Origin of the sequence: Enterobacter sp. JH25 (genome assembly GCF_021725435.1) — a bacterium.
GTDB lineage: Bacteria > Pseudomonadota > Gammaproteobacteria > Enterobacterales > Enterobacteriaceae > Enterobacter > Enterobacter intestinihominis.
In genome coordinates this window covers 73,509-94,121 of sequence record NZ_CP091320.1, presented here as the reverse complement: position 1 = coordinate 94,121, position 20,613 = coordinate 73,509, and the positions used below count along the sequence as shown (strand labels likewise).

Sequence of the window (20,613 nt, the reverse complement as noted above, 5' to 3'; positions counted from 1 at the left end):
CGTTACCATTTCTCCTGTCGTGCAGGTGAGTTTGATTTAAGCATTTCTTCCGTCTGCTTCCCCTCTGAAGAGGCGGTTGTCGAGGAGAAGCTGATTTTTACGCCCAGGATAGAAAACACCTTGAATAGCCGTTCAATGCTCGCACTGGCAGGGTTGGCTTCCAGACGTGAGTATGTCTGTTGAGTGACCCCTAACCTTTCGGACAGGTCTTTTTGCGTCAGGCCATTCGCCTTGCGAAAACCAATGAGCAAGGGACGCAACTGGTTGAGCGTGTTTAACGGGTAATCATTATTGATCATAAGCTGGCCTCAGTAGTTCCTCTGATACACCTTGTACGCTGTTTTCTAAACATACACCCTAAAAGCTGTAATATCAAATTAACAGCCTAAAAGCTGTTAAATAGAGAGTACAACCTTTAGGCTGTTACTAAGTGGCAGCATAAATCTTTATGAGGTTTGATATGAGAGAACTATCAATAATAAGCCGTTACGCTCGTACAGCATCCGGTAAGAGAGCTGACAGATCAGGATCATCGGTAAACGAGAAGCGGAGTATCTTATGGCCCTGTTGTGAGCTGTATAAATAACTACGAGCTACTCTCTGCCTCGGGGAGGAGGCAGAGAGAGTATTAAAAGCAAAGGCAGACATTTTTAGCAGCTGGTGGGCTATGGGGTTCCGGAGGTGCTCCGGTGAATGTTACTTGACTGGCAAGTTTCCTGCTATGATGGTCAATGCCTCGATGCTGTCTATATTGTTCTGAAGCCGTTCCAGTTCTGCCTTTTCAATACCGGCCCAAAGCTTTAAGTGTCGCTGATAAAGGGACCACTTGAGTGAGTGAAAACCATTCCAGGCCAACCCCATCCAGGAGGCGTAATTCGCATTGAGAATATTGCCGGTGATATACATTTTACCTGCGTTAACAGCACTGGAAGTTCCATAACCCAGGGCAAGCATCATCCGGAAGCGTGGATTTAGCCGCAACGGCATGGTATCCAGTAAGGTCTCCCCAAAAGCTCCTTTTCCCAGCGATACCTGTTTCGCCACATAGAAAACCCGCATCAAAACTTCCATTATGCTCATCGGAATACTTGTCACGATAAACTGACGAAAGTCATACCCGTTGACATACATGTACTCTATTTGTTTGCCGAAGTTAGAACTCCCCACAGGGATCCCCTCAAGCATACGAAGTAGCCCCATAAAAGGAGCCGGTAACCCCATGCCACGGTTTCCTTTTGCTGAGGGGGCATTAACATCCGATGCCAGGTGTCCAAACATTCTGGCGATGAGCCTGAAAATATTGGTTTCGTCTGTAACGCCTTTACTGGAAGGATAAACCACGATCTGTCCATTCTGAACCACCGTACAGGTCCCGTTCAGCATATCCTTTATACCGAAAATAATGCCCAGTACGGGATCGTGTGACAAAGCTCTTAAGCGGTGATTTGTGGGAGACAAAACGCCACCGGCCGCACCCACTAAATCGCTGCTGATCGAACTGTCTGGTGCCCCTATAGGGAACAAATCTGAGAGTTTTGTACTCAGGTCCTCCGGCAAAATGGCATTGAAGGCTTTCTGCACCTGTTTATTGAAAATACCATCCACTTCTGCCGTAAAGCTCACCGTAGGTTTTGGCGGGGCTCTGACGCAAAGTAAATCCAGCATGGATGCTATGAGCCCGCATCCGCAGGCAATAGCATAATCCCAGGCGTCGAGTGCGTAGCGATCATTAAATTCTTTAATATGATTCTGGATCCGGGCATCTACAACAGCCAAGTCATCCGTGGAGAGTATTGTGGCCAGTCCAATATCACCGCATACACGCTGGTTAGCCTCGCTATATATAGTCTTGAGACCAGTAGAATGCATGGCAGTATCTGAAGGGGTCATTTCTCGCAGATGATGTTCTTTAAGCGCCAGATGCTCCGCTTCATCAAGTTCAGTGCCGCTGATTAGCCCGGTCAACTGTGCCTTAAGGCTCTCTATATCACTGTTAATTGTCTCGTGAGCGTTCGCGATATCCTGACCACGGAGCTGAATATAACGGATGGCCCTGAACTCATCATCATAAGGAGACTGACTCATGTGTTTACCTCACCGCGACCAGGCTACCTTTTGGAGCTTTCTTAGTAAGCATGTCGATTGTTGCCTTGATGCCAGCAATTTCTGCCTTAAAATATTCCGCATTCGACATCAACCTTTCCTGAACTTCGTAGAGCTTTTGGATGGCCTGACTAAGGGCGGCTGTCAGTTTCGCATTTTTTTTGTGTTTCACTATCGCGTACCCGCCAATCCCTAACACAGCTACAGGTGCGGCCAATACCGCAATGCCTGCAACCATACCGCCACCGACGATAGACCCTGCTGTAGCGAGCCCGGAGGTTATGCCTGCTGCTGACACTCCCGTTGTACCAAGCGTATAGAGAGCACCGAAGGAAGCCGCTGCGCCTACGCCTGACCCCGCCAAAGCTGCTGCGCCCTCAGTAATACCCGGGAACTTATTTTCAAGCGCCTGAAGAGCACTTGTAACTTCATCCATTGCCTTCTTGCGAATTTTTTCGAGCTCTTCAGTTTCGGTAGCGTCCATTACAGGCCTCGTATTCATAACTTGCTGTGTGATAGGTGAAAAAGAGCACCATAAAAGTGATGAAGAAATCATGACTTACTATTGTGGCACTTTCGAGTTCATGTTTGTCAGTTTCAATGCTGTTGCTGTTAGTAAGGGCAGACGCCATATCGGGCAGACCCAAAATAACTATCGTGCCAGCGTCATTTTGGAACTGACTTTGCTAAAAATCAGTAGCGGACTGAACAGACATGTGTGGATTTGAATCTGGGCAGGTTCCAGACATTATTCCAACCAGACTTCCAATGACAAAATGCTCGTCATTCTCGGAGACGACATAGGGTCCACCAGAGCAACCATCGGTGTTGAAATGTGCTATTACAAAGCGAGTTGTGAGATGTTGGGGAGAATGATTTGAGCAATTTAAAGGCCAAATGCCTGAAACTTCACCAGGGAATGTCGAAATTGTTGTCTCATTCATTGGATATCCGACACCCAATGTACCCATGCCAGCTGCGGGAGCCAGGACCTTAAAGTAACTACTTACAGGCTGTTGTATTCCAGCTGGTAATACGATTTCTGCACTGTCAACAAACGGAATGCCGTCTTTAAAGTCTGCCCTGTCATTAGCCTCATTGAGAATGAAATCGACTAGAACAGGCTCTTCGTTCACCAGTCCTTGATGGTTAAGAAATTTGACGTAAAGTTTAAGTGTATTGCTGACGGGATAAATTTTTCCAAGAGCATTGGTAACAACATGGGCTGCGGTGAGAATCTTTTGCTGCTGACCATTATCGAAACCAAACGCAGTTGCTTCGAGATGGCTACTAAAATGAGGATCATTGCTTACATAGATTTTACAAACGTAGTTTTCAAACATTATTTCCTCCTTTTGCCGGTACCTAATCAGTTACACGGCTGCATGTTATAAACAACTAAACTCGCTTCCTGATATTTGAGTTTGTATGTTTTGCCAGGCACCAGCTCACCTCTGAAACACGGTTAGTCTCCTCCATGACATGGTTATGGCGATGGTCAGAAACTGTTATCGACGAAAGGCTGGAATTCCTTTAATGGCATTATCCATTTCAAGTCGTATGTCCTGAACGGGAGCGTATATTTTTATGATTCCAGATCTTAACCCTGAAACATTCCCCGTATCAAAACTGACCCGTTACAGATAAGTCACCACCGGTGCTGTCGATTAATTTAGTGAATTGCATGTCCTCATCCCATAAAGGGTAGGGCCTACCCCCGGCATCGAGCAAACCTGACCACCCTGCCCTTATTAAGACCCCACATGCGGCAATGGTGCCCTGTCCACGCCGCCCGCGAACTTTGAGGAAATGGGGAGAAAATAAAAAGAAAACAAAAAGTTATCGGCTGAAGTACCGGCGCAGATCGGGAATCAGGCGAAGCCTGACAGCACGTTAGGGCCTGGCAGGGGGCTTGAGGGATGAGGACATGCAATTGTGATAACCTTCCCGCCACGGGGTCGGTTAAATTCGTATCCTGCCGGTGCAATTCCAACGGCCGCGTTACCAGTTCGCCGGGTAGCATGGCCAGCAAAGCCAGGCATCGAGCACCCGGGTTTCACTGACGGCCGCTGCATAGACGCCGGTATCCGGGAAGAAATAAACCGGGGTGGCGTTGTTCAGCTGGTCGCCTTCATCGGCCAGAGCGCCGATCACCTCATGAGGCTTAAGCAGCATATCCGTTAAATATTCATCCGGGTGGATGGCATTCAGCGATATGGCCATCTCCAGAAATTCATCCAGGGTATGGCGGGTACGATACCCCCGGAAAACCTCGTATGAAGGCGTGACGCATTCACCATCCAGGGAACAGGCATCGTAACCGGCCAGCTGCTCTTCGGTGAGTCCGGAGGCATGCTTTGCCACAAGATTCGTAAATTGCTCTTTATCGTCCATCACAATCCTTACGCTGTAGGGGCCTGTTTGTGTTATCACTGCTTCCGGTTTTTACTTCGCACAACCCGGCAGGTATCCGGTCGCCCGGGCGTCCTTTGCGGTCTTGTTCGCCCTTCGCCTGAATTACGTCAAATCCCTTTCACTACCCGGCCGCAGGGTGACACCTCCCCTTTTCTCCGGAAGCGAAAGAGGAAGAACAGTTTAACAGCCCGGATCCTCAATAATTTTCGCGTAACGGACTAAATAACCGGTTTATGCAGCTTCTGATAACCACAGACCGCGATAGAATAAAACGTCTGGTGAGGAACCGGAGTGTTATGTAAGCGGGGGGTTTAACTGGGTATCTGTGTAGTCCTATTTAGCCAGATATCCCGAATAAAAACCTCAACGATTAGGTAAACGAAATGGATGGATTCTGGTCGATGTTCTGTTTGTTTGTCGTGGTAGTTTCACTGCATAAAGCCCTTTCTGTAGCAGCAGCACGAGCAGACGCAGCAAAATTAAATATGCTTCTCAGAATGAGAAAGTTTAAAAAGTAGCTTTCAAGACATCTGAGAATTCTTTTAAATCCTCAGAGGAAGTTATATGTTTAGGCTATTTGCAAACTAAGGTTGGAATTCCATCATTCTAGCCTTAGATCTTTGATCAAGTGAAGTTGCTCACTTGGTTGGATTTTACCGTTTCCTGACGGCTTTTCAGAAGCGAGGGCTGGTTGGAATGCCTTCCAGCTAGAAGTCTTGCAGATGCTCTCCGGGCATTAACTCATTGTCGAATCTGCACCAGTATCACTAGGTTGTTGAGCGGGCGATTAGCTTTTTCACTGAGCCGCTGTACACTCGACTGCTTCAAGAAGCACTACTTACCATTTGCCTGCCGTAAGGTCTGTTCTTAGCTGGATTTTTTTGGGAGGATACGCAGTCATGACAACTCAATCCAGCTCAATACAATACGCTTACGCGCTAGACGGCGAGGGCACCCTCACGCACATTGGCGCTGCCCTGCGCTCACATACTTACACCTGCCCAGGTTGTAAGAGCCCCCTGACCCCGGTAATGGGCGAGTTCAACGCTAAGCACTTTCGCCATTCGGAAGAATGCTGTGCCCTTGAAACCTATCTTCACAAGTGCGGCAAAGAAGCATTCTTCTATCGCTACCAACAAGCTCTCAGCCGTGAAATGCCTATTAGCCTTGAGCTGGAGCGCCGGGTTGCCTGTAATGGTTCTCGTTTAGCCTTGGTTAGAGACGAAGCACGTCAGTGCGTAAAATCCGTGCCTGCACGCTACAACTTGACTCAATTTTTCGATCAGGCAGAGCTGGAAAAACACGATAAGGTCACAGGGCTGCGACCAGACGTGATGTTGTATGATACGACTGGCGAAAGGCGTTGCTACGTAGAGATTTGTGTCACACACCCCTGCTCTCAAGACAAGATCGAAGCCGGTATCCCGATTCTTGAGTTTAAGGTCCAATCTGCCTCTGATATTCAGATGTTGCTTACCGGGGCCTACTCGATCAAGGAGAAGATCCTGAGAGTATTCAACTGGCTTCCCCCGTTTCAATCTGTGGACACCTGTAGCGGCGTCTGCTCAGTAGGTAACGTGGATATGTCTGTCTGGAGTTTAAGTGGTTCCGGCCGACTCAACGAACAAACGATGCCGCTCGCTGAAGTGGATTTAACAATCAATTCTGACGTGAACACATGGCCTAGATCGTTAGGGGCCGCTGAGCTGGCTGATAACTTACGAGCTTTTATCCGTCACGCCGATCCTCATTCACTATTTCCCAACTGCATTATGTGCGAGCAAGCAGGCCGATGGGAGGATGGCTATCTGCAATGTCACAGTAAGGCAAAGATCGTTCCCTACACCGAGGCCCGTCAGTGCGCCAATTACAAGGTTAAGGCATGACCAAAAGACTGACTTGGGAGCAGAAAAGTATTGTCAGCCATGACACCGGACATGCGTTGGTAAAAGCCGTACCTGGTAGCGGGAAAACAACCACACTTGTAAAGCGCGTTGAGCGGCTGGTCAAGACGGGAACTGATCCTCGCTCCATTCTGATCCTGATGTACAACAAGTCGGCGCAGGTGAGCTTCACGGAGAACTTGAAGACGGCACTGATGTCGAGCGTGATTCCAGAAATCCGCACGTTCCACAGCTTGGCCTTAAAGATTGTTGGTTACGGAGAACGCCAACAGATAATCAAGAAGAAAGACCTCATTACTCCAAGCGACTACCGCTATGAGCAACTGGTAAAGCAAGCCTACCGCTATGGCTTTGACCATGAGGCGAATTATATTGACCCCAATGAAATTGAAAACTTCGAGCTGTTTATTGCTCGCTGCCGGGCGGCGGCCGTAACTCCTGTTGATGCTGCCAATGATCCAACGTTCAGCAACATCAAACGGGAGTTTATTCACGCCTATGGCCGCTATTGTGAGCTGCTGGAGGAAAACAGTCTGCGAACCTTTGATGACTGTTTGATTGAGGCTGTCGCACTGTTGCGTAATGACAGCAGCCTTGGTGCCCACTTCAAGCACATCATTGTTGATGAATATCAGGACGTTAACCTGATACAGCATGACATGACCCGCTTGCTATCTAAGTCGGATACGTCGGTTATGGCTGTTGGTGATGTTAACCAGTGTATTTATGAGTGGCGTGGTGCTCGACCAGACTTTATCGGCGGACTGTTTGAAAGGCACTACCCGAATACGAAGGTGTTTCAACTGTCATGCACGTTCAGATTTGGCCATGAGCTTTCCTTGATGGCTAACTCGGTAATTCGGCGCAACTCTACAAAGCTGACCAAGCTTTGTGTCAGTCATCCTAGCACCCCCAAAACAGAGGTCAGATTGCACTTTGATAACTGCCTATCCAAGGTGCTATCAAACCTCTCGGTGAGCAGTGGAACACAAGCCATATTGTCCCGCACTAAGGCGAACCTTGCTGAGGCGGAAATTGCTTTACGCCTGTGTGGGCTACCTTATCGCTACCTCAATGGTTCAAGCGCATTACACACCCGCACCGAAATCGGGATACTGGTAGTTGGCGTCTTGCTGTCTGTGTACGGCGATCTGCGGCTACTGGAAAACCATCCCAACAAACAAGCGATTGTTTACGGCTTTCTGAAGGAGGCTGGTTTTAGATGGCAGAAAGGGCAATTCAAAGCGGCGCTCAGTGGATTGATGGCTCCGCACGCCGACCTATGGTCTGCTCTAGGTCAGTTATTCGAGGGCGCACAATACCAAAAAGATCGGCTGGGCAGGCTCGCCACTATCTGCCAGAAAGACGGAGAGGAAACGCCTGCTATCGATGTGTTACGACGCCTGAGTATGGAGGGTTTCATTGATAGTGTTGGCTCTGAGGGTGTAACTCGCACTGGATCGAACGACCAGCAACGAGGGGTCGTGAGGATCGGGGAGCTACTTGACTCCAGTAAGATCGATTCCCGCACGTTTTTAAACCTTATCTTGAATCCAGGCGAGGCTGCTACTGACTGCGATCCCTTCATCCTTTCCACACTGCATGGTTCCAAGGGGCTGGAGTGGGATAACGTAATACTGATCGGGCTGAATGAGCAGGAATTTCCTGGCGGCAAACCCGATGATGTTTACAGCGTTCGCACATCGATGAACACCCCTCCGGCCGAAGAGGAAATCGAGGAGGAACGTCGGCTGTTTTATGTCGGTATCACTCGCACAAAACAGCAGCTAAATCTGGTGGTCCCTCTTGATGAAGGGCTTGCGCGGTGGCTCAAAAACCGCTGGGATAGCACCCCGAAGAAGTCACCGATAGCTACTCGCTTCGTCTATGAGGCTGGCTGGACTGCTTGTGCGGTTACCAGTGATGCGATCTATAACAGCACGGTAGAGAAACAGAAGGCTGACTTCAGCAAGTTTCACCAATGGTATCTAAGAGATCTTCAGCGGCTAAAAGTCTAGGGCTACCGATACTTTTCGATTTCAGACAGGTGCTCGTTATCCAGATCAATTGTGGCTTTTCTTTCAGAAGCGAGCTTCTTCGCTCGCTTTGCATACTGAAGCCCCTTGGCTGGCTGCTCTCCGCGTAGGATCTGTTCAGCCTGCTTGCTCGTGCTGTGCCCCAGAAAGCGTTCGTACTGCTCGTCAGATACCTCAGTGCCGATCAGTCGTTCGATCCAGCCGCTTTTCGGCGGGTAACTTACGCCCAGCGCAAGCAACTGCCTTTTCTGTACCCACTATTTCCGGCGCGGCCGGCTTCAATCAAGGCTTTGGTTAGAACTACAGCCATTTGGGGACTCTCATACACAAACCTGAACCATGCGGGTCTGATTGGCGGTCAAGATAGCAGCGCATCGAAATCAACACTGAACTCTGCTTCTAAGAACTCAATCGTGGCTGGTTGGCTATCGAGCGATGCTTCCCGTGTAGACTCCAGTGCGCACTCCAATCGACGCAGCAGAGTAAACGGCAAAATGATCTTGCCGAAGTCGGTATGCTTGAAATCCCCCCCCACAGGTCTTCCGCGTTCTTCCAAATGAAATCAGCTTGCGAAGCAGCCGAACCTACGAACTCTGCCATCTTGGCCTCCAACCAACTTTTGCACGAAACGGCACATCTTCCAAAAGAGGGTTGTCAACCAAGTTTTGCACAAAACGGACTTTGATCCATTTCTAACTAAAATCTACAATCCAACCTCAGATTGCAAATAGCCTATGTTTATTACAGATGGTATGGTTCGTGTTTTTGTTTATTCGATGGCAACTGTACTCTTTCTGCCGCTTGGCTTGTTGAAAAGCACGTGGTGGTTTTCACCATTGTTTGCGATAGCTGCTATTGATTACTTAATGTTTCTGCGTCGACAAGGCTAGTTGCTGAACCTCATACCTCAGAGCAATCTGTATGTTTTTTACACCACTGGTTAAAAGGTCAGGCTACGTTCCTGACGTTTTTTAAAAAACAGTTTTATGTTTGATGCGTTACTGGTCTGTCTGGTAACCCAGTGGTACATTACCATTATTAAGGCTGGCTGGCGGTGGTGCATCATGCTTAAACGACCCTCTCTGAGCGTACTTTCCGACAGTCCTGTGCACCGCACCACTTACCCGGCAGGCCTATGTCTTGGTTATTCTTCGTTGTACCTTTTTCTTCAGCTTTATCCCTGACATGTCTGTCTGAACAGTTCTAAGCAAACCGGAATGTTGTCATGGCCAAAGTACAAGGGCTCTTTGTTGGATACCGAAAATTCGCTGTTGATCGTGACTGGCTTCGTCAGCAGGAAGAACAACGTTATCGGGATCGCCAGCGACAATTTGATGAATGGTCCAGGAAATGGGTCACTGTAACCAGGCTCAAAGAGACTCGTTTATGGACTGACGGAGCCATCAGGCGATGGTTGGGTGAACCTCAGCAGCAGGGTAAATATAAAGTTTTCCCCGTTGAAGCGGTTTTGGCTGCTGAGAAGTTGAATGAGTTTCGGCTCTGGCTTAAACCCCGACTGGAAAAGAAACGTGCCCAGCACCACCACTTTTTAATTCCATTTCTGTAAAGTAGAAACAACGGCAGTTCCGGCCGCATTCAAGGCTTCGGCATCTGGTCAGAAATAAAGCGCCATTTTTCAGTATAAGGGAGGTTAGATAGTGGAAGGTATTGAGACACTGAGTTTGCAGCTTGATGAGAATGAAACTATGGCCCTTGCTCAATTAGTTAAACGTCTGAGCTGGAGCGATCTTCGTGGCTGTGCTGTGAGTGACGAAGAAGCCTGGGTAATGAAAAGCGCAATTGAAAAATTACAACAGGCGTTAAGGGAAGAAGGTTATGCGCCTCGATGAGGCTGGCTTCGTTCTTTATTCCGATAACAAATTTGCTTAAGGACTAACTATGAGCCAGCACTGGTATGAGGTGAAAAGCAATCAGGGAATTGTTCAGGTGATTGTTGGGAGAAGATATTAATGTAATGCGTTTCTGCATTACATCAAGCAGATTAGCTTTTTCTGGTCAAAATAGACGATGTGATTTTTCTTTAGCCGAAGTCCATCCGCTCCCCACGCAACCGGTAAAGGTTCGCAGGTTTAATAAAGATAGGTTTCGTATCTCCCTAAGGGTGGGATAGGTAAACTCATAATGGCATCTGTGTTTACTATGTAAGTATTCGGGTAAAATTCATCTAATACAGTAAAGTTTAGTTTCTTACAAAAGCTTAATAAATATGGGTTTTTCACGTCTTCTATTACAACATCGCACCAGGGATTCGATTCACAGCAAAGCTTCAGAAAAGACTTAAACCATCCCTTGTTTTGTATTTCTTCCGGAAGCCGTACCACATGTATGGTCAGACAATCTCCATGATAACGATTAGTACTTTGTCTAAGCCCTACAACAATCCCCTTTTCTTGAATCTGTACACCTGCCTGATGCTCTTTCATGTCGGGCGTATAGTGCCTTGCTCTGTTTAACCAGGCCACCAGCTGCTGAGCCGTACTTGGTGATTCTTCAGCTATCCATTTCAGGTACTTGATGCGGTCCATATGCGCCTCCCTGTACGATTTCCAATGAACAAAGGCTCTACAGTATTAAGCTGCTGTAGAGCTCATTCAACCAAGCTCAAACTGTGCGTATTAAAGGATGCCTAACCTTTTTGTTTCATCGATCCACGGTCTGAATTCTTCCAGTAGATTATCATATAACTTTTCATCGCTAATCGAACCGAAATCATCCATGGCAAAGAAGTGGGTGTTATCAACCCGGCGGTCAGTAAAGTCATCCAGATTTTTGAGGATACCGTAGCTTGAACCACCCAGGCCGACAAACTTCCAGAAGATGGGGTAGTTGGCAGAACGCCGGATTGCATCTTTAATCGCCCGGGTCTTGCTGATCCCGCCATCGGTAATAAATACAACATACACCGGGATTTTCGAGTCCTTAAAGTAGTCGACTATTTCTTCCATCACAGGAGGCTCGTTGTTTGTCCCTCCGAGGCCCGGCAGGTTCTCCCAGGCTGAACGCTTTCCAGCCCCGCGAATGGACTGAATATATGTGTCCAGGTTGTCCAGTGTGACGTTTGGATACTTCTTATGCTTCTCTCCAAATCCCCAGACATCCATTTCACCGTCGTCGTCGAACTGGGCGGCAAGAACGGCGATGCGGTCCAGCACAGACTGAACGTTACCCTTACTGAACTGGCCACTCATTGAGCCGGATGCGTCAAGTACAAATGCAACCGCTGCCTCAAGGGTGTCCAGTTTATTTTTAGTAAGACTGACCGAGGCTTTTTTAGCGAGGCTTACAAGGCGCGGAGATCTGGTTTCCAGTTTCTTTTCCAGACTGATACGAGCAGGCTTTGCTGGCTGCGGAGCTGGCTGTGCGACATCAACGCCATAGCTAATGGCCAGAGGCTCAAGACCACCGTTGAAACCCTGCCCGAGCGCACGAAGCTTCCAGGCGCCATTGTGCCGATATACTTCACCCAGGATAATTGCTTTCTCACTGCGGCCCTGAGTCTCAGCCTGGAACTCAGCGATTCCTTGAGCCTGCATGCTCAACGAACTGAGCCCACTGATGGTATCTTCACCATCAATGACAACTGTGATTGCAATTTTACTGATGTTCGCAGGAACACGATCCAGTGCTATCTCAATGCTGGACTGCTGAGAACCGGTAACGAGCTTTACTGCCCCTTCAGGAGAAGACAGATTATTGTAAAAGATAAAGTCAGAATCGCCGCTGACCTTTCCCTGAGCATTAAGCAGGAACAGGCAGGTATCGGGTTCGCCTTTAAAGCCGGATTTGGTAGGGTACTGAAGATTCAGCCTGATCGCAGATTGCTGAAGTGGTATGTTTTGTCCGGATTGTAGATTCACATTAACTCTCCTGATTTTTGATTATTTTAAAGCGCAGCGTTTATATAGGTTCCCCTGGCTTAGTTCAGGACGCTGGATTTCTGGTGAGGCGTATATATGGTGTGACACCATATTTCATCACGTTGAAGTTTCTATACCTGTTGAATTGGAATTTCCATTGGTCGGGTATTTTATCTTCCAGAACCCGTGCCTTCATAAGTCGCAAACGTAACATATATCAGAGGGGCATGCTGTTGATATAAGGCACGGAATACAGGCTTTAACCAGCAACCAGAGAAAAATCCGTTTCCTGCCTTTAAAAGGCTCACGTCAGAATTAACATCTCTCTGCTTTCTGAGATTCCCGAACCCTTTCTGCCCCCCCCCTCCTGATAGCGGATCGCAACCAAAAAAAACCCCGGCATTGCCGGGGTATGATTCAGCGTTATTTTAGATGTTAACGCCGTGCTGGGTGGCAAGAGCCGCCAGGCCACCGGCAAAGCCCTGACCGACAGCTTTAAACTTCCACTCAGCGCCATGACGATACAGTTCACCGAAGACCATAGCGGTTTCGGTTGAGGCATCTTCAGACAGATCGAAACGGGCAATTTCCGTGCCGTTGTCGTTGTTGTAAACGCGCATGAAGCTGTTGCTCACCATGCCGAAGTTTTGTTTACGCGCTTCTGCATCATAGATGGTAACGGCAAACACCAGTTTTTTGATATCTGCTGAGACTTTGGTCAGATCGATTTTGACCTGCTCATCGTCGCCGTCGCCTTCACCGGTACGGTTGTCGCCCTGGTGCTCTACCGCGCCATCAGGGCTGGTTTTGTTATTGAAGAAAATGAAATGCGCATCTGACAACACTTTACCGTCTTCGCCTACTGCGAACACGGAAGCGTCCAGGTCAAAACCCTGACCATCGGTTACACGGGCATCCCAGCCTAGGCCAACCATAGCAACATTCATGGTTGGTGCTTCTTTGGTCAGAGATACATTGCCGCCTTTTACGAGAGAAACTGCCATTTTTAGCTCCTGCAAACAGTTGAATGAGGGCTGCATTAACAGCCCCGGGTAGAAAAGTTACTTTTTGATCAGGACGCGTTAATGCCGTACTGAGCACATACAGATGCCAGACCACCAGCATAACCCTGACCTACTGCGCGGAATTTCCACTCACCATTGTGGCGATACAGCTCGCCGAACAGCATGGCAGTCTCAGTGGACGCATCTTCGGTCAGATCGTAGCGAGCAACTTCAGTCTGGTTATCGTCATTAACCAGACGAATAAACGCACCGGATACCTGACCAAAGCTCTGGCGACGAGCCTGAGCATCGTGGATGGTCACAACGAAGATGATCTTGTCAACTTCAGACGGGACGGCGTCCAGTTTAATTTTCAGCGATTCATCATCACCATCGCCCTCACCGGTGCGGTTATCGCCGGTGTGCGTTACGGAACCGTCGGATGACGTCAGGTTGTTATAGAAGATGAAATCTGAATCGCCGCGCACTTTGCCGTTTGAGGCCAGCAGGAATGCTGAAGCATCCAGGTCAAAGTCCTGACCGTCTGTTGAACGCGCATCCCAGCCAAGGCCCACCAGGACGTTTTTCATTGACGGAGCTGCTTTACTTAGGGAGACGTTCCCGCCTTTGGAAAGAGAAACACTCATAAAATAACCTCTTCGATTAGTAATTGTTCAGGTTAACACTTAAGGGGATTAACTCCCCTTTTCCTCAGATTCAGGTTTGCCCGGGAACATGACGCTTGCGAGAATGCCCAGCGCCAGTACACCCAGTACAACATACAGGCTGGTTGTTGCCGCGATGCTGTAACCATGATGCCAGATGTGATCGGTCGCATTCAGGCCGAGTTTTGCCGCGATGAAGAACAGCAGCACGATAACGGCCTTCTCCAGATGAACCAGGTACTGTTTCAGTGCCTCAAGGACAAAGTACAGAGTACGCAGGCCCAGGATAGCAAACATCATGGCACTATAGACGATAAGCGGTTCACGACTGACGGCAATGATTGCCGGTACCGAGTCAAACGCGAACATTACGTCCGAGAGTTCAACCACAGCCACACACAGGAACAGCGGGGTCGCATACAGCGCCGCTTTTTTACCACGGCCAATGGTGACATCGCTGTTTTCTGGTTTCGCCAGTTCAGCATCCACTTCCTTCTGGTTAAGCAGGAAGGCATGCCCTCTGAGCTTCGGCCAGATAGGGAAGAAGCGTTTAACCATGCGGTAAGCCAGATGCTGGGAGTAATCCTCAATTTCATCATCGTCATCACCGCTTTTAAGCATCATGACCGCTGTCCAGGCAACGATAATAGCGAAGACAACTTCAACATACGGCCCCAGACTCAGCAGGCTCGTACCGATGGCGACAAAGATGCCCCTGAAGACAATGGCACCAATGATCCCCCAGTAGAGAACACGGTGGCGATAACGATCCGGAACGGCGAACCAGGAGAAGATGGCCATCATGACGAACAGGTTATCGACCGACAGCACTTTCTCCAGCGCATAACCCGTGACAAACAGACTGGCAACCTCAGCACCGTGGTGGATATAGAGGAAACCGGCAAATGCCATCGCAACCACAACCCAGAATACGGACCAGAGCGCCGCACTCTTCAGCGAAATAGGCTTGTCATCACGGTGCATAAACAGGTCAATAAAGATGGCACCGACTGAAAGCGCAATAAAAACAATGACCGTTTCAGTCGGGAAGCCGATGTGTGTGGAAACCATATTTTACCCTTAGGGATGTGGATCAGAGGCCAAATTCAGCCGGGTCGAAGCCCAACGCGATAGCGATCTCGCGGGAGGCCAGTTTCTCGTCCTGATCGAAGTTACCGTCACTTTTCGCAACGGCAATACCAACACGTAAGGCCAGCTGAGCGGCCTCAGGCTGATCTTTCAGCGCCAGGATGTATTTCATGGTTTCGCCCTTGCCGATTTCAACATCGAAATCGAAGCTTGAAACCAGTTTATTGAAGAACTCAATCACCTCATTGGTATCGAAGACCTTCAGCTCTTCTGAAGAGCGCAGAAAGCCCATCATTTTCTGCTTTTCTTCCGAACTTACGCCGTCACTCGATACGGCAATACGGGCACATACAGCAACGGTGCCCTGCATGAATTTTTTGTTTTTGAAACGGCCAACCTGGCGGGTCAGTTCGTCACGGCCTGAGTTAATGGCACCTTTAACTTTGTCGAAAAAGCTCATACCTGTTTCCTTTGTTGCTGTGTTATTTAGAACCGGCGCTCCAGCGAAATCCCCAGCCAAATGCCCGGTCCATTTCGTCCTGGCCTTTGAAGTACTGGTTAATTCGCTCGACTTTAATTGCGCCGTTTTCGTTTACGAGTCTGGCAATGGCGCACAATGTGCGACGGTTTTCACCTTCGGTCAGGCGGGTCTCAATGGGCGGTTGATCCGGCACATGAATGGTGACCACACCATCAGTCTTGTCCCAGCTGGGAACACCTTCATAAATAAAGGCGTAAATCAGCACTTCGCGGATATGCTTCCATTCACGTCCATTGATATGCAGCCACTCGCCGTCTGATACATCACCCGTCCGGTCATCGCCCTTGAGCTGAACATACGGTTCATCGCGATAATCACCGAATGCATTACCGAGCGCCTGAATGACCGATTTATACCCGTCCTGAAGCTCAACAAAGGCCCCCAGATCCAGGTCGATTCCTTTGGAGCCGAACATGCCTGCAAAGCCTGATTTGCCGCTGCCCCGGTGCCAGTTCAGGTTGATCCGGATTTCACCGAAGTTATCCCGTTTGGTCAGGCTGATTGCAGGCTTCTCTTTTGTCAGCGATACCTTGCTCAGGCTGATTTTTGTCTCAACTGGCGGAGGGGTTACAACCGGAGGAGTCGGGGCTGCGGGAGCCGGTTCGTCGGCAATATTTACGCCGAAATGCTCTGCCAGCGGTTTAAGTCCACCGTTGAACCCCTGCGCAACGAAGCGGAATTTCCAGTCATTATTACGACGGTAAAATTCACCCAGAATTAAGGCTGCTTCCTGACGGCCGCTCAGTTCGACACTGCCGCTAACCAGGCCGGTAGCCCCTTGCTCCACGTCGATGGAAAGATTACGAAGACCGGACGCCGTCTGCCCACCGTCACAGGTCACGGTGAACGCAATTTTCTGGACATCAGGTTTCAGCCGGTTGAGCGCGACAGTAAAGGTTGAGTACTGGCCTTCACTGACCAGGCTGACGGTACCATCATCGTTACGTGGCTGACCATAAAACACCATGTCCGCATCACCCTGCACCTTCCCGTCGGCATACAGGCGAAACGCCGAAGCATCCACCTGGCCGCCCGAGGTGATCCGGACCCGCAACTCCTGGGCTGGAACGGGGGCATTGCCCCCCGGCGTCAGGTTCATTAGCGAATAACCGCTGAAACGATATCGGAGTGCATATCGTCAATTGTGCGGCCGCGACAGGCATGGCCAAGGGCGGTAAAGTCCCAGTTGCCGTTATTACGGCGCAGCGAAGAAATAACGATCCCGGTATGTGAGCCCTGCTCAGTCAGCTTGTAGCGAGCCAGCTCTTTGCCGGTTTGATCGACAACGCGGCAGAACGCGTTTTCGACGTCATTGAACGACTGACCACGGAAGCTGTTTACCGTAAACGCCAGGTATTCAACGTTTGCAGGCAGTCGGGAGAGGTTGACATTAATCACCTCATCGTCACCGTCACCTTCACCGGTCAGGTTATCGCCACTGTGCACAACAGCGCCGCAGGTGGATTCCAGTTTGCGGAACCAGATGGTGTCAATTGTTTTACCGGTGCTGTCCATTAATACGCAGCCAGCATCGAGATCGATTGAGTCGTTGCCTCCAAACAATCCTCCAAGAAGACCTTTTTTCTTAACCGGATCCCAACCGAGACCGAAATGAAGCTGGCTTAATGCAGATGATTCTTTGCTGAGTGATACCGTCTGGTTCTTAACTAATGAAACCATGTTTTATTCCTTAAAATGGTAATGACCGAGACAATCAAAGGTATATTTAGTAACTGACGAAGAAAATCATATCATGATGAAGTTCTCTGACAAGGGAAATTTTGGTAGTTTTCTGTAAAAACACAAAAAGAAATCCTTTTCAGGGTGTTAATTTTCTAAGTTTAATTTAAATATCAATGTGTTATCAGGAATCCAAAAAACCTGACGCACTCCATAACCACAGGAGTTATTAATCATATTATGATTGACATGTAGCTTAGACACTCATAGACTCACTTCTCAATCATAAATTTGCATGGCGTTCCGGATAATTAAAAAAAATGAACAAGAAAATTTGGTTTATGGAAGGTTTATCCTCCCAGCGAGATATTATTCAGGGGGTAAAATCATTTGCAAAAAAAAATAATTTTGCCATTACCGTTTTTGCCTCCCACCGTAACGAAAGAAATGAAATCCTTTCCGTTGCCGACTATTCTTTGACTGAACCTGAAGATCCTCAAAAACGTCTTCAGTTTATCCAGGAAACCATTCAGTCCTACGGCATCCACCATATTCATACTGGCCGTAACAGCCAGTGGTTTGAAGAACACCGTTCAGCCATTGAATCGACCGGTGCCACCCTTACTACCGGTGCAACGGGCGTCGACTGGTTAACTCTGGCTGACGAAAAAGTTACTTTTGCTCAGTTTATGGAGCAAAAGGGTCTCCCGGTCGTACCATCCTGGCGGGTGAATACGCTGGCAGAATTAAAAACACACCTCGCGGCCCCGCCGTTCACTGACAGCCCGGTATGCGTGAAGCCGGTGACGGGTATCTATGGCATGGGATTCTGGCGCTTTGATGACAGTGCTTCGCCTATGGCCGTCTTTAATCATCCCGAACATCGTCTGGTCAGTCCGCAACAGTATATTGCAGCAGCATCAGCTGCTGAGTCGTTTAAACCCCTTGTTTTGATGCCGTACCTGCCAGGCCCGGAATTTTCCGTCGATATCCTCGCGGATAAGGGCGAAATACTCGCAGCCGTGGGACGCCGTAAGGAAGGGGTTATCCAGTATCTGGTAAACGAAGGAAGCGCCTGGGAACTGGCGTGTGACTGCGCCAGGGTTATGAAGGCCGACGGGCTGGTGAATGTTCAGACGCGAAACGATGTGAATGGCAACCCGGTGCTGCTTGAAACCAACATGCGTCCGTCAGGGGGGGTGGGTTATACCCTTCACAGCGGGGTGAACCTTCCTGGGTTATTTGCTGCCTTTAAGCTCGGTCTGATGTCTGAAGATATGGTGCGCCAGAGCGCTAAAAACACCTTTTCTCCGGTTGCGGTGAGATCCATTACGGATGTAATTGCATACCCGGAATCACTCTCTAACCTTCTGAATTAAGGCGTATTTATGTCTGATATCCTCGAAGATATGATTTATCGCCGTACCCTCTCATGCGGTACGATTCAGGTAACCCGCGACCAGGGTGAAGTTTCGCTCGATGACCTGTTTGACATCGCTGAAAGACGTAACCCGAAACGCGCCTTTCTGTTTGTCAGCAAAGTACTCGGCAGGCACATTCCCGTGCCACCCTCAGTCATGCGGCAGGCCTACAGACAGCTTGCCAGCCAGTTCCCCTCGACACTGACAGGACCCGTACTGTTTATCGGTATGGCTGAAACCGCCGTTGGGCTTGGGGCCGGTGTATTTGATGAAGTGCGCCACCAGCATCCTGAATCTGTCTATCTGACCTCTACCCGTCACCCGGTTGATGGCACGTTGCTTTGCGAGTTCAAGGAAGAACACAGCCACGCCACCGATCATCTGATCTATCTGCCAGATGATGAAGAGAAAAGACGTCGTGTTACCAACGCACGAACGCTGGTTTTGATTGATGACGAGGCAACCACCGGTAATACCTTTATTAACCTGCTTTCAGCCCTGCGTAATACCGGCAAGCTTCAACATATTGAACAGGTTATAGCCGTTACGCTTACCGACTGGAGTGGCAAAGCCTTGTCCGAGCGCAGCACCTTACCAGTCACTTCGGTTTCTCTTGTAAGCGGTAAGTGGGGATGGACCCCATTACCTGATGCACCTGTCCCGGACATGCCGAAAGTCAACGTAACTTCACGAGGAGAATGGGACATCCAGGGAAAACAGTCCTGGGGCCGACTGGGGATGCTCGCACCTGCGGCCGATCTCGGCCATGAGGTCTCCGTCCACAAGGGGGAACGTATTCTGGTTCTCGGGACCGGGGAATTCGTCTGGGAGCCGTTCCTGCTTGCTGAACGGCTCGAAGCTGCCGGAGCACAGGCATTTTATGGATCGACCACCCGCTCCCCTATCGCCGTTGGTTATGCCATTGAGTCCGCCATTTCCTTTACGGATAACTACGGGCTGGGCATCCCCAATTTTGTCTATAACGTCGCCCACCAGCAGTTTGACCGCATTCTTGTGTGTACTGAGACACCCGCAGAAAGTATTGACACGCAGCTTCTTAAAGCGCTGGCTGAGGTTGCGGCCGTCGTGGAGATTGTTACCTATGAATAAACCCGTTGTTCTGAGCGACCTTGACGACACGCTCTTTCAGACCCGTCGTAAAATGGTGGACGAGCTGGCCCTGGAGCCATTCCGTACCGGTGCCGTTGATCGCACCCTGAATCCACGAAGCTTTATGACGGAAGAACAGTCCATGTTGGTGGACTGGCTCCTGGAGCAGGCTGAACTCATACCCGTTACCGCACGGGGAACTGAAGAAATCAGCCGCGTACGGATCCCTTTCCACTCCTGGGCAATCACCACTCACGGGGCCGTCATTCTCACGCCAGAAGGCAAACCCGACGAGGAGTGGAAGGCCCATATGCTCGGCCAGCTGGCTCCCTATCAGGAAAAGCTGACATCGATGCAGCGTCTGATCACTGAAATGATGGACGCAAAAGGGATCAATGCCTGGGCAAGGCTGAACTTCGAATACGGTGAAACGGCGGTTTATATGGTGATGAAGCACCGCGACAGCACCCGCCTTGACGAGCTCAATGCCATTGCAGATGAGATAGAAACGGTGTTTCCGACCGAGGGCTTCTACATCCACCGCAACAGTAATAACGTGGCCTGGCTTCCCACCGCGGTTGAGAAAGGGCTGGCAGTCAGATGGCTTCTTGAAAAACTTCGGGCTGAACGCGGAGTCTTCCCCGTAATTGGTCTGGGCGACAGCCTGAGCGATCATCGTTTTATGAAACTGTGCAGCTGGTTTGGCATCCCGCGTCAGAGTCAGTTTGCAGATGCCATTTCACAGCGAATTTTTGGAGAAAATTAAA

Annotated in this window: 21 protein-coding genes and 1 pseudogene; 7 read left to right on the top strand and 15 right to left on the bottom strand. The window is 49.4% G+C overall.

The features are described from left to right. Positions 1-2 precede the first annotated feature (2 nt). The 5 genes from L2Y28_RS23045 to L2Y28_RS23025 all read right to left on the bottom strand — a co-directional run bounded on the left by L2Y28_RS23045 (position 3) and on the right by L2Y28_RS23025 (position 4,497). On the bottom strand, positions 3-296 hold the full coding sequence (locus L2Y28_RS23045; protein ID WP_012477377.1) for a helix-turn-helix transcriptional regulator: 294 nt from the start codon (positions 294-296) through the stop codon (positions 3-5). A gap of 400 nt (positions 297-696) precedes the next feature. Then, positions 697-2,085 (bottom strand): hypothetical protein, encoded by a 1,389-nt coding sequence (locus L2Y28_RS23040; RefSeq protein ID WP_012695445.1) that lies wholly within the window; start codon positions 2,083-2,085, stop codon positions 697-699. Positions 2,086-2,089: 4 nt separating this feature from the next. Next, positions 2,090-2,587: a membrane protein gene (locus L2Y28_RS23035; protein ID WP_000340139.1), complete on the bottom strand. Its 498-nt coding sequence runs from the start codon at positions 2,585-2,587 to the stop codon at positions 2,090-2,092. A 202-nt stretch (positions 2,588-2,789) separates the two neighbouring features. After that, a complete protein-coding gene (locus L2Y28_RS23030) occupies positions 2,790-3,446 on the bottom strand; it encodes a trypsin-like serine protease (protein WP_000462754.1) in 657 nt (218 codons plus the stop codon). 658 nt (positions 3,447-4,104) lie between these two features. Then, on the bottom strand, positions 4,105-4,497 hold the full coding sequence (locus tag L2Y28_RS23025) for a hypothetical protein (protein WP_000341066.1): 393 nt from the start codon (positions 4,495-4,497) through the stop codon (positions 4,105-4,107). Positions 4,498-5,417: 920 nt separating this feature from the next. Between L2Y28_RS23025 and L2Y28_RS23020 the strand changes: the two genes are divergently transcribed. Both L2Y28_RS23020 and L2Y28_RS23015 read left to right on the top strand, forming a co-directional pair. Further along, a complete protein-coding gene (locus L2Y28_RS23020; protein WP_000211823.1) occupies positions 5,418-6,404 on the top strand; it encodes a hypothetical protein in 987 nt (328 codons plus the stop codon). Continuing rightward, positions 6,401-8,440: an ATP-dependent helicase gene (locus L2Y28_RS23015; RefSeq protein ID WP_000166877.1), complete on the top strand. Its 2,040-nt coding sequence runs from the start codon at positions 6,401-6,403 to the stop codon at positions 8,438-8,440. Before L2Y28_RS23020 ends, L2Y28_RS23015 begins: the two co-directional genes overlap by 4 nt. A 2-nt stretch (positions 8,441-8,442) precedes the next feature. Here L2Y28_RS23015 and L2Y28_RS23010 read toward each other — a convergent pair whose 3' ends face one another. Together L2Y28_RS23010 and L2Y28_RS23005 are read right to left on the bottom strand one after the other, a co-directional pair. Further along, a complete protein-coding gene (locus L2Y28_RS23010) occupies positions 8,443-8,697 on the bottom strand; it encodes a hypothetical protein (protein WP_000880375.1) in 255 nt (84 codons plus the stop codon). A gap of 140 nt (positions 8,698-8,837) precedes the next feature. Further along, positions 8,838-9,058: pseudogene (locus tag L2Y28_RS23005) on the bottom strand (type I restriction-modification system subunit M N-terminal domain-containing protein); the annotation flags it as partial. Positions 9,059-9,683: 625 nt separating this feature from the next. On the opposite strand from L2Y28_RS23005, the gene L2Y28_RS23000 reads away from it, so the two are divergent. Together L2Y28_RS23000 and L2Y28_RS22995 are read left to right on the top strand one after the other, a co-directional pair. Beyond that, positions 9,684-10,025 carry a hypothetical protein gene (locus tag L2Y28_RS23000; protein WP_001151572.1) on the top strand — a complete coding sequence of 114 codons (342 nt, stop codon included), beginning with the start codon at positions 9,684-9,686 and terminating at the stop codon, positions 10,023-10,025. Between the two features lie 91 nt (positions 10,026-10,116). Then, positions 10,117-10,308, top strand: coding sequence for a hypothetical protein (locus tag L2Y28_RS22995; protein WP_000398479.1), 192 nt, complete (start codon positions 10,117-10,119; stop codon positions 10,306-10,308). A gap of 240 nt (positions 10,309-10,548) precedes the next feature. Here the strand turns inward: L2Y28_RS22995 and L2Y28_RS22990 are convergent, their stop codons facing one another. The 8 genes from L2Y28_RS22990 to L2Y28_RS22955 all read right to left on the bottom strand — a co-directional run bounded on the left by L2Y28_RS22990 (position 10,549) and on the right by L2Y28_RS22955 (position 17,315). Next, positions 10,549-11,004: a hypothetical protein gene (locus L2Y28_RS22990; RefSeq protein ID WP_000374058.1), complete on the bottom strand. Its 456-nt coding sequence runs from the start codon at positions 11,002-11,004 to the stop codon at positions 10,549-10,551. A 90-nt stretch (positions 11,005-11,094) separates the two neighbouring features. Then, on the bottom strand, positions 11,095-12,336 hold the full coding sequence (locus tag L2Y28_RS22985; RefSeq protein WP_001053340.1) for a VWA domain-containing protein: 1,242 nt from the start codon (positions 12,334-12,336) through the stop codon (positions 11,095-11,097). A 428-nt stretch (positions 12,337-12,764) separates the two neighbouring features. Continuing rightward, positions 12,765-13,340, bottom strand: a complete 576-nt coding sequence (locus tag L2Y28_RS22980) for a TerD family protein (protein ID WP_236919606.1) — start codon at positions 13,338-13,340, stop codon at positions 12,765-12,767. Between the two features lie 68 nt (positions 13,341-13,408). Further along, on the bottom strand, positions 13,409-13,987 hold the full coding sequence (gene terD / locus L2Y28_RS22975; RefSeq protein ID WP_000116680.1) for a tellurium resistance membrane protein TerD: 579 nt from the start codon (positions 13,985-13,987) through the stop codon (positions 13,409-13,411). Between the two features lie 48 nt (positions 13,988-14,035). After that, positions 14,036-15,076: a tellurium resistance membrane protein TerC gene (gene terC, locus L2Y28_RS22970; protein ID WP_000255079.1), complete on the bottom strand. Its 1,041-nt coding sequence runs from the start codon at positions 15,074-15,076 to the stop codon at positions 14,036-14,038. A 22-nt stretch (positions 15,077-15,098) separates the two neighbouring features. Continuing rightward, positions 15,099-15,554, bottom strand: coding sequence for a tellurite resistance TerB family protein (locus tag L2Y28_RS22965; protein WP_000007449.1), 456 nt, complete (start codon positions 15,552-15,554; stop codon positions 15,099-15,101). Between the two features lie 22 nt (positions 15,555-15,576). Next, positions 15,577-16,734 carry a TerD family protein gene (locus L2Y28_RS22960; RefSeq protein WP_044704557.1) on the bottom strand — a complete coding sequence of 386 codons (1,158 nt, stop codon included), beginning with the start codon at positions 16,732-16,734 and terminating at the stop codon, positions 15,577-15,579. Further along, positions 16,734-17,315 (bottom strand): tellurium resistance-associated protein TerZ, encoded by a 582-nt coding sequence (locus tag L2Y28_RS22955; RefSeq protein WP_000254137.1) that lies wholly within the window; start codon positions 17,313-17,315, stop codon positions 16,734-16,736. Before L2Y28_RS22955 ends, L2Y28_RS22960 begins: the two co-directional genes overlap by 1 nt. Before the next feature lie 320 nt (positions 17,316-17,635). Between L2Y28_RS22955 and L2Y28_RS22950 the strand changes: the two genes are divergently transcribed. The 3 genes from L2Y28_RS22950 to L2Y28_RS22940 are packed head-to-tail and all read left to right on the top strand — an operon-like array spanning position 17,636 to position 20,612. After that, positions 17,636-18,694: an ATP-grasp domain-containing protein gene (locus L2Y28_RS22950; protein WP_012695441.1), complete on the top strand. Its 1,059-nt coding sequence runs from the start codon at positions 17,636-17,638 to the stop codon at positions 18,692-18,694. Between the two features lie 9 nt (positions 18,695-18,703). Continuing rightward, complete coding sequence (locus L2Y28_RS22945) at positions 18,704-19,846, top strand: phosphoribosyltransferase domain-containing protein (protein WP_001280115.1); 1,143 nt, start codon at positions 18,704-18,706, stop codon at positions 19,844-19,846. Continuing rightward, positions 19,839-20,612 (top strand): hypothetical protein, encoded by a 774-nt coding sequence (locus L2Y28_RS22940; RefSeq protein ID WP_001040058.1) that lies wholly within the window; start codon positions 19,839-19,841, stop codon positions 20,610-20,612. The genes L2Y28_RS22945 and L2Y28_RS22940 overlap by 8 nt, the downstream gene beginning before the upstream one ends. Position 20,613 lies beyond the last annotated feature (1 nt).

Coding starts and splice junctions, on each gene's coding strand:
- L2Y28_RS22950 (WP_012695441.1), top strand. CDS start 17,636: ATGAACAAGAAAATTTGGTTTATGGAAGGTTTATCCTCCCAGCGAGAT.
- L2Y28_RS22980 (WP_236919606.1), bottom strand. CDS start 13,340: ATGGCAGTTTCTCTCGTAAAAGGCGGCAATGTATCTCTGACCAAAGAA.
- L2Y28_RS23030 (WP_000462754.1), bottom strand. CDS start 3,446: ATGTTTGAAAACTACGTTTGTAAAATCTATGTAAGCAATGATCCTCAT.
- L2Y28_RS22960 (WP_044704557.1), bottom strand. CDS start 16,734: ATGAACCTGACGCCGGGGGGCAATGCCCCCGTTCCAGCCCAGGAGTTG.
- L2Y28_RS22990 (WP_000374058.1), bottom strand. CDS start 11,004: ATGGACCGCATCAAGTACCTGAAATGGATAGCTGAAGAATCACCAAGT.
- L2Y28_RS23020 (WP_000211823.1), top strand. CDS start 5,418: ATGACAACTCAATCCAGCTCAATACAATACGCTTACGCGCTAGACGGC.
- terD (WP_000116680.1), bottom strand. CDS start 13,987: ATGAGTGTTTCTCTTTCCAAAGGCGGGAACGTCTCCCTAAGTAAAGCA.
- L2Y28_RS22945 (WP_001280115.1), top strand. CDS start 18,704: ATGTCTGATATCCTCGAAGATATGATTTATCGCCGTACCCTCTCATGC.
- L2Y28_RS23025 (WP_000341066.1), bottom strand. CDS start 4,497: ATGGACGATAAAGAGCAATTTACGAATCTTGTGGCAAAGCATGCCTCC.
- L2Y28_RS23015 (WP_000166877.1), top strand. CDS start 6,401: ATGACCAAAAGACTGACTTGGGAGCAGAAAAGTATTGTCAGCCATGAC.
- L2Y28_RS22955 (WP_000254137.1), bottom strand. CDS start 17,315: ATGGTTTCATTAGTTAAGAACCAGACGGTATCACTCAGCAAAGAATCA.
- L2Y28_RS23000 (WP_001151572.1), top strand. CDS start 9,684: ATGGCCAAAGTACAAGGGCTCTTTGTTGGATACCGAAAATTCGCTGTT.
- L2Y28_RS22965 (WP_000007449.1), bottom strand. CDS start 15,554: ATGAGCTTTTTCGACAAAGTTAAAGGTGCCATTAACTCAGGCCGTGAC.
- terC (WP_000255079.1), bottom strand. CDS start 15,076: ATGGTTTCCACACACATCGGCTTCCCGACTGAAACGGTCATTGTTTTT.
- L2Y28_RS22940 (WP_001040058.1), top strand. CDS start 19,839: ATGAATAAACCCGTTGTTCTGAGCGACCTTGACGACACGCTCTTTCAG.
- L2Y28_RS23040 (WP_012695445.1), bottom strand. CDS start 2,085: ATGAGTCAGTCTCCTTATGATGATGAGTTCAGGGCCATCCGTTATATT.
- L2Y28_RS23035 (WP_000340139.1), bottom strand. CDS start 2,587: ATGGACGCTACCGAAACTGAAGAGCTCGAAAAAATTCGCAAGAAGGCA.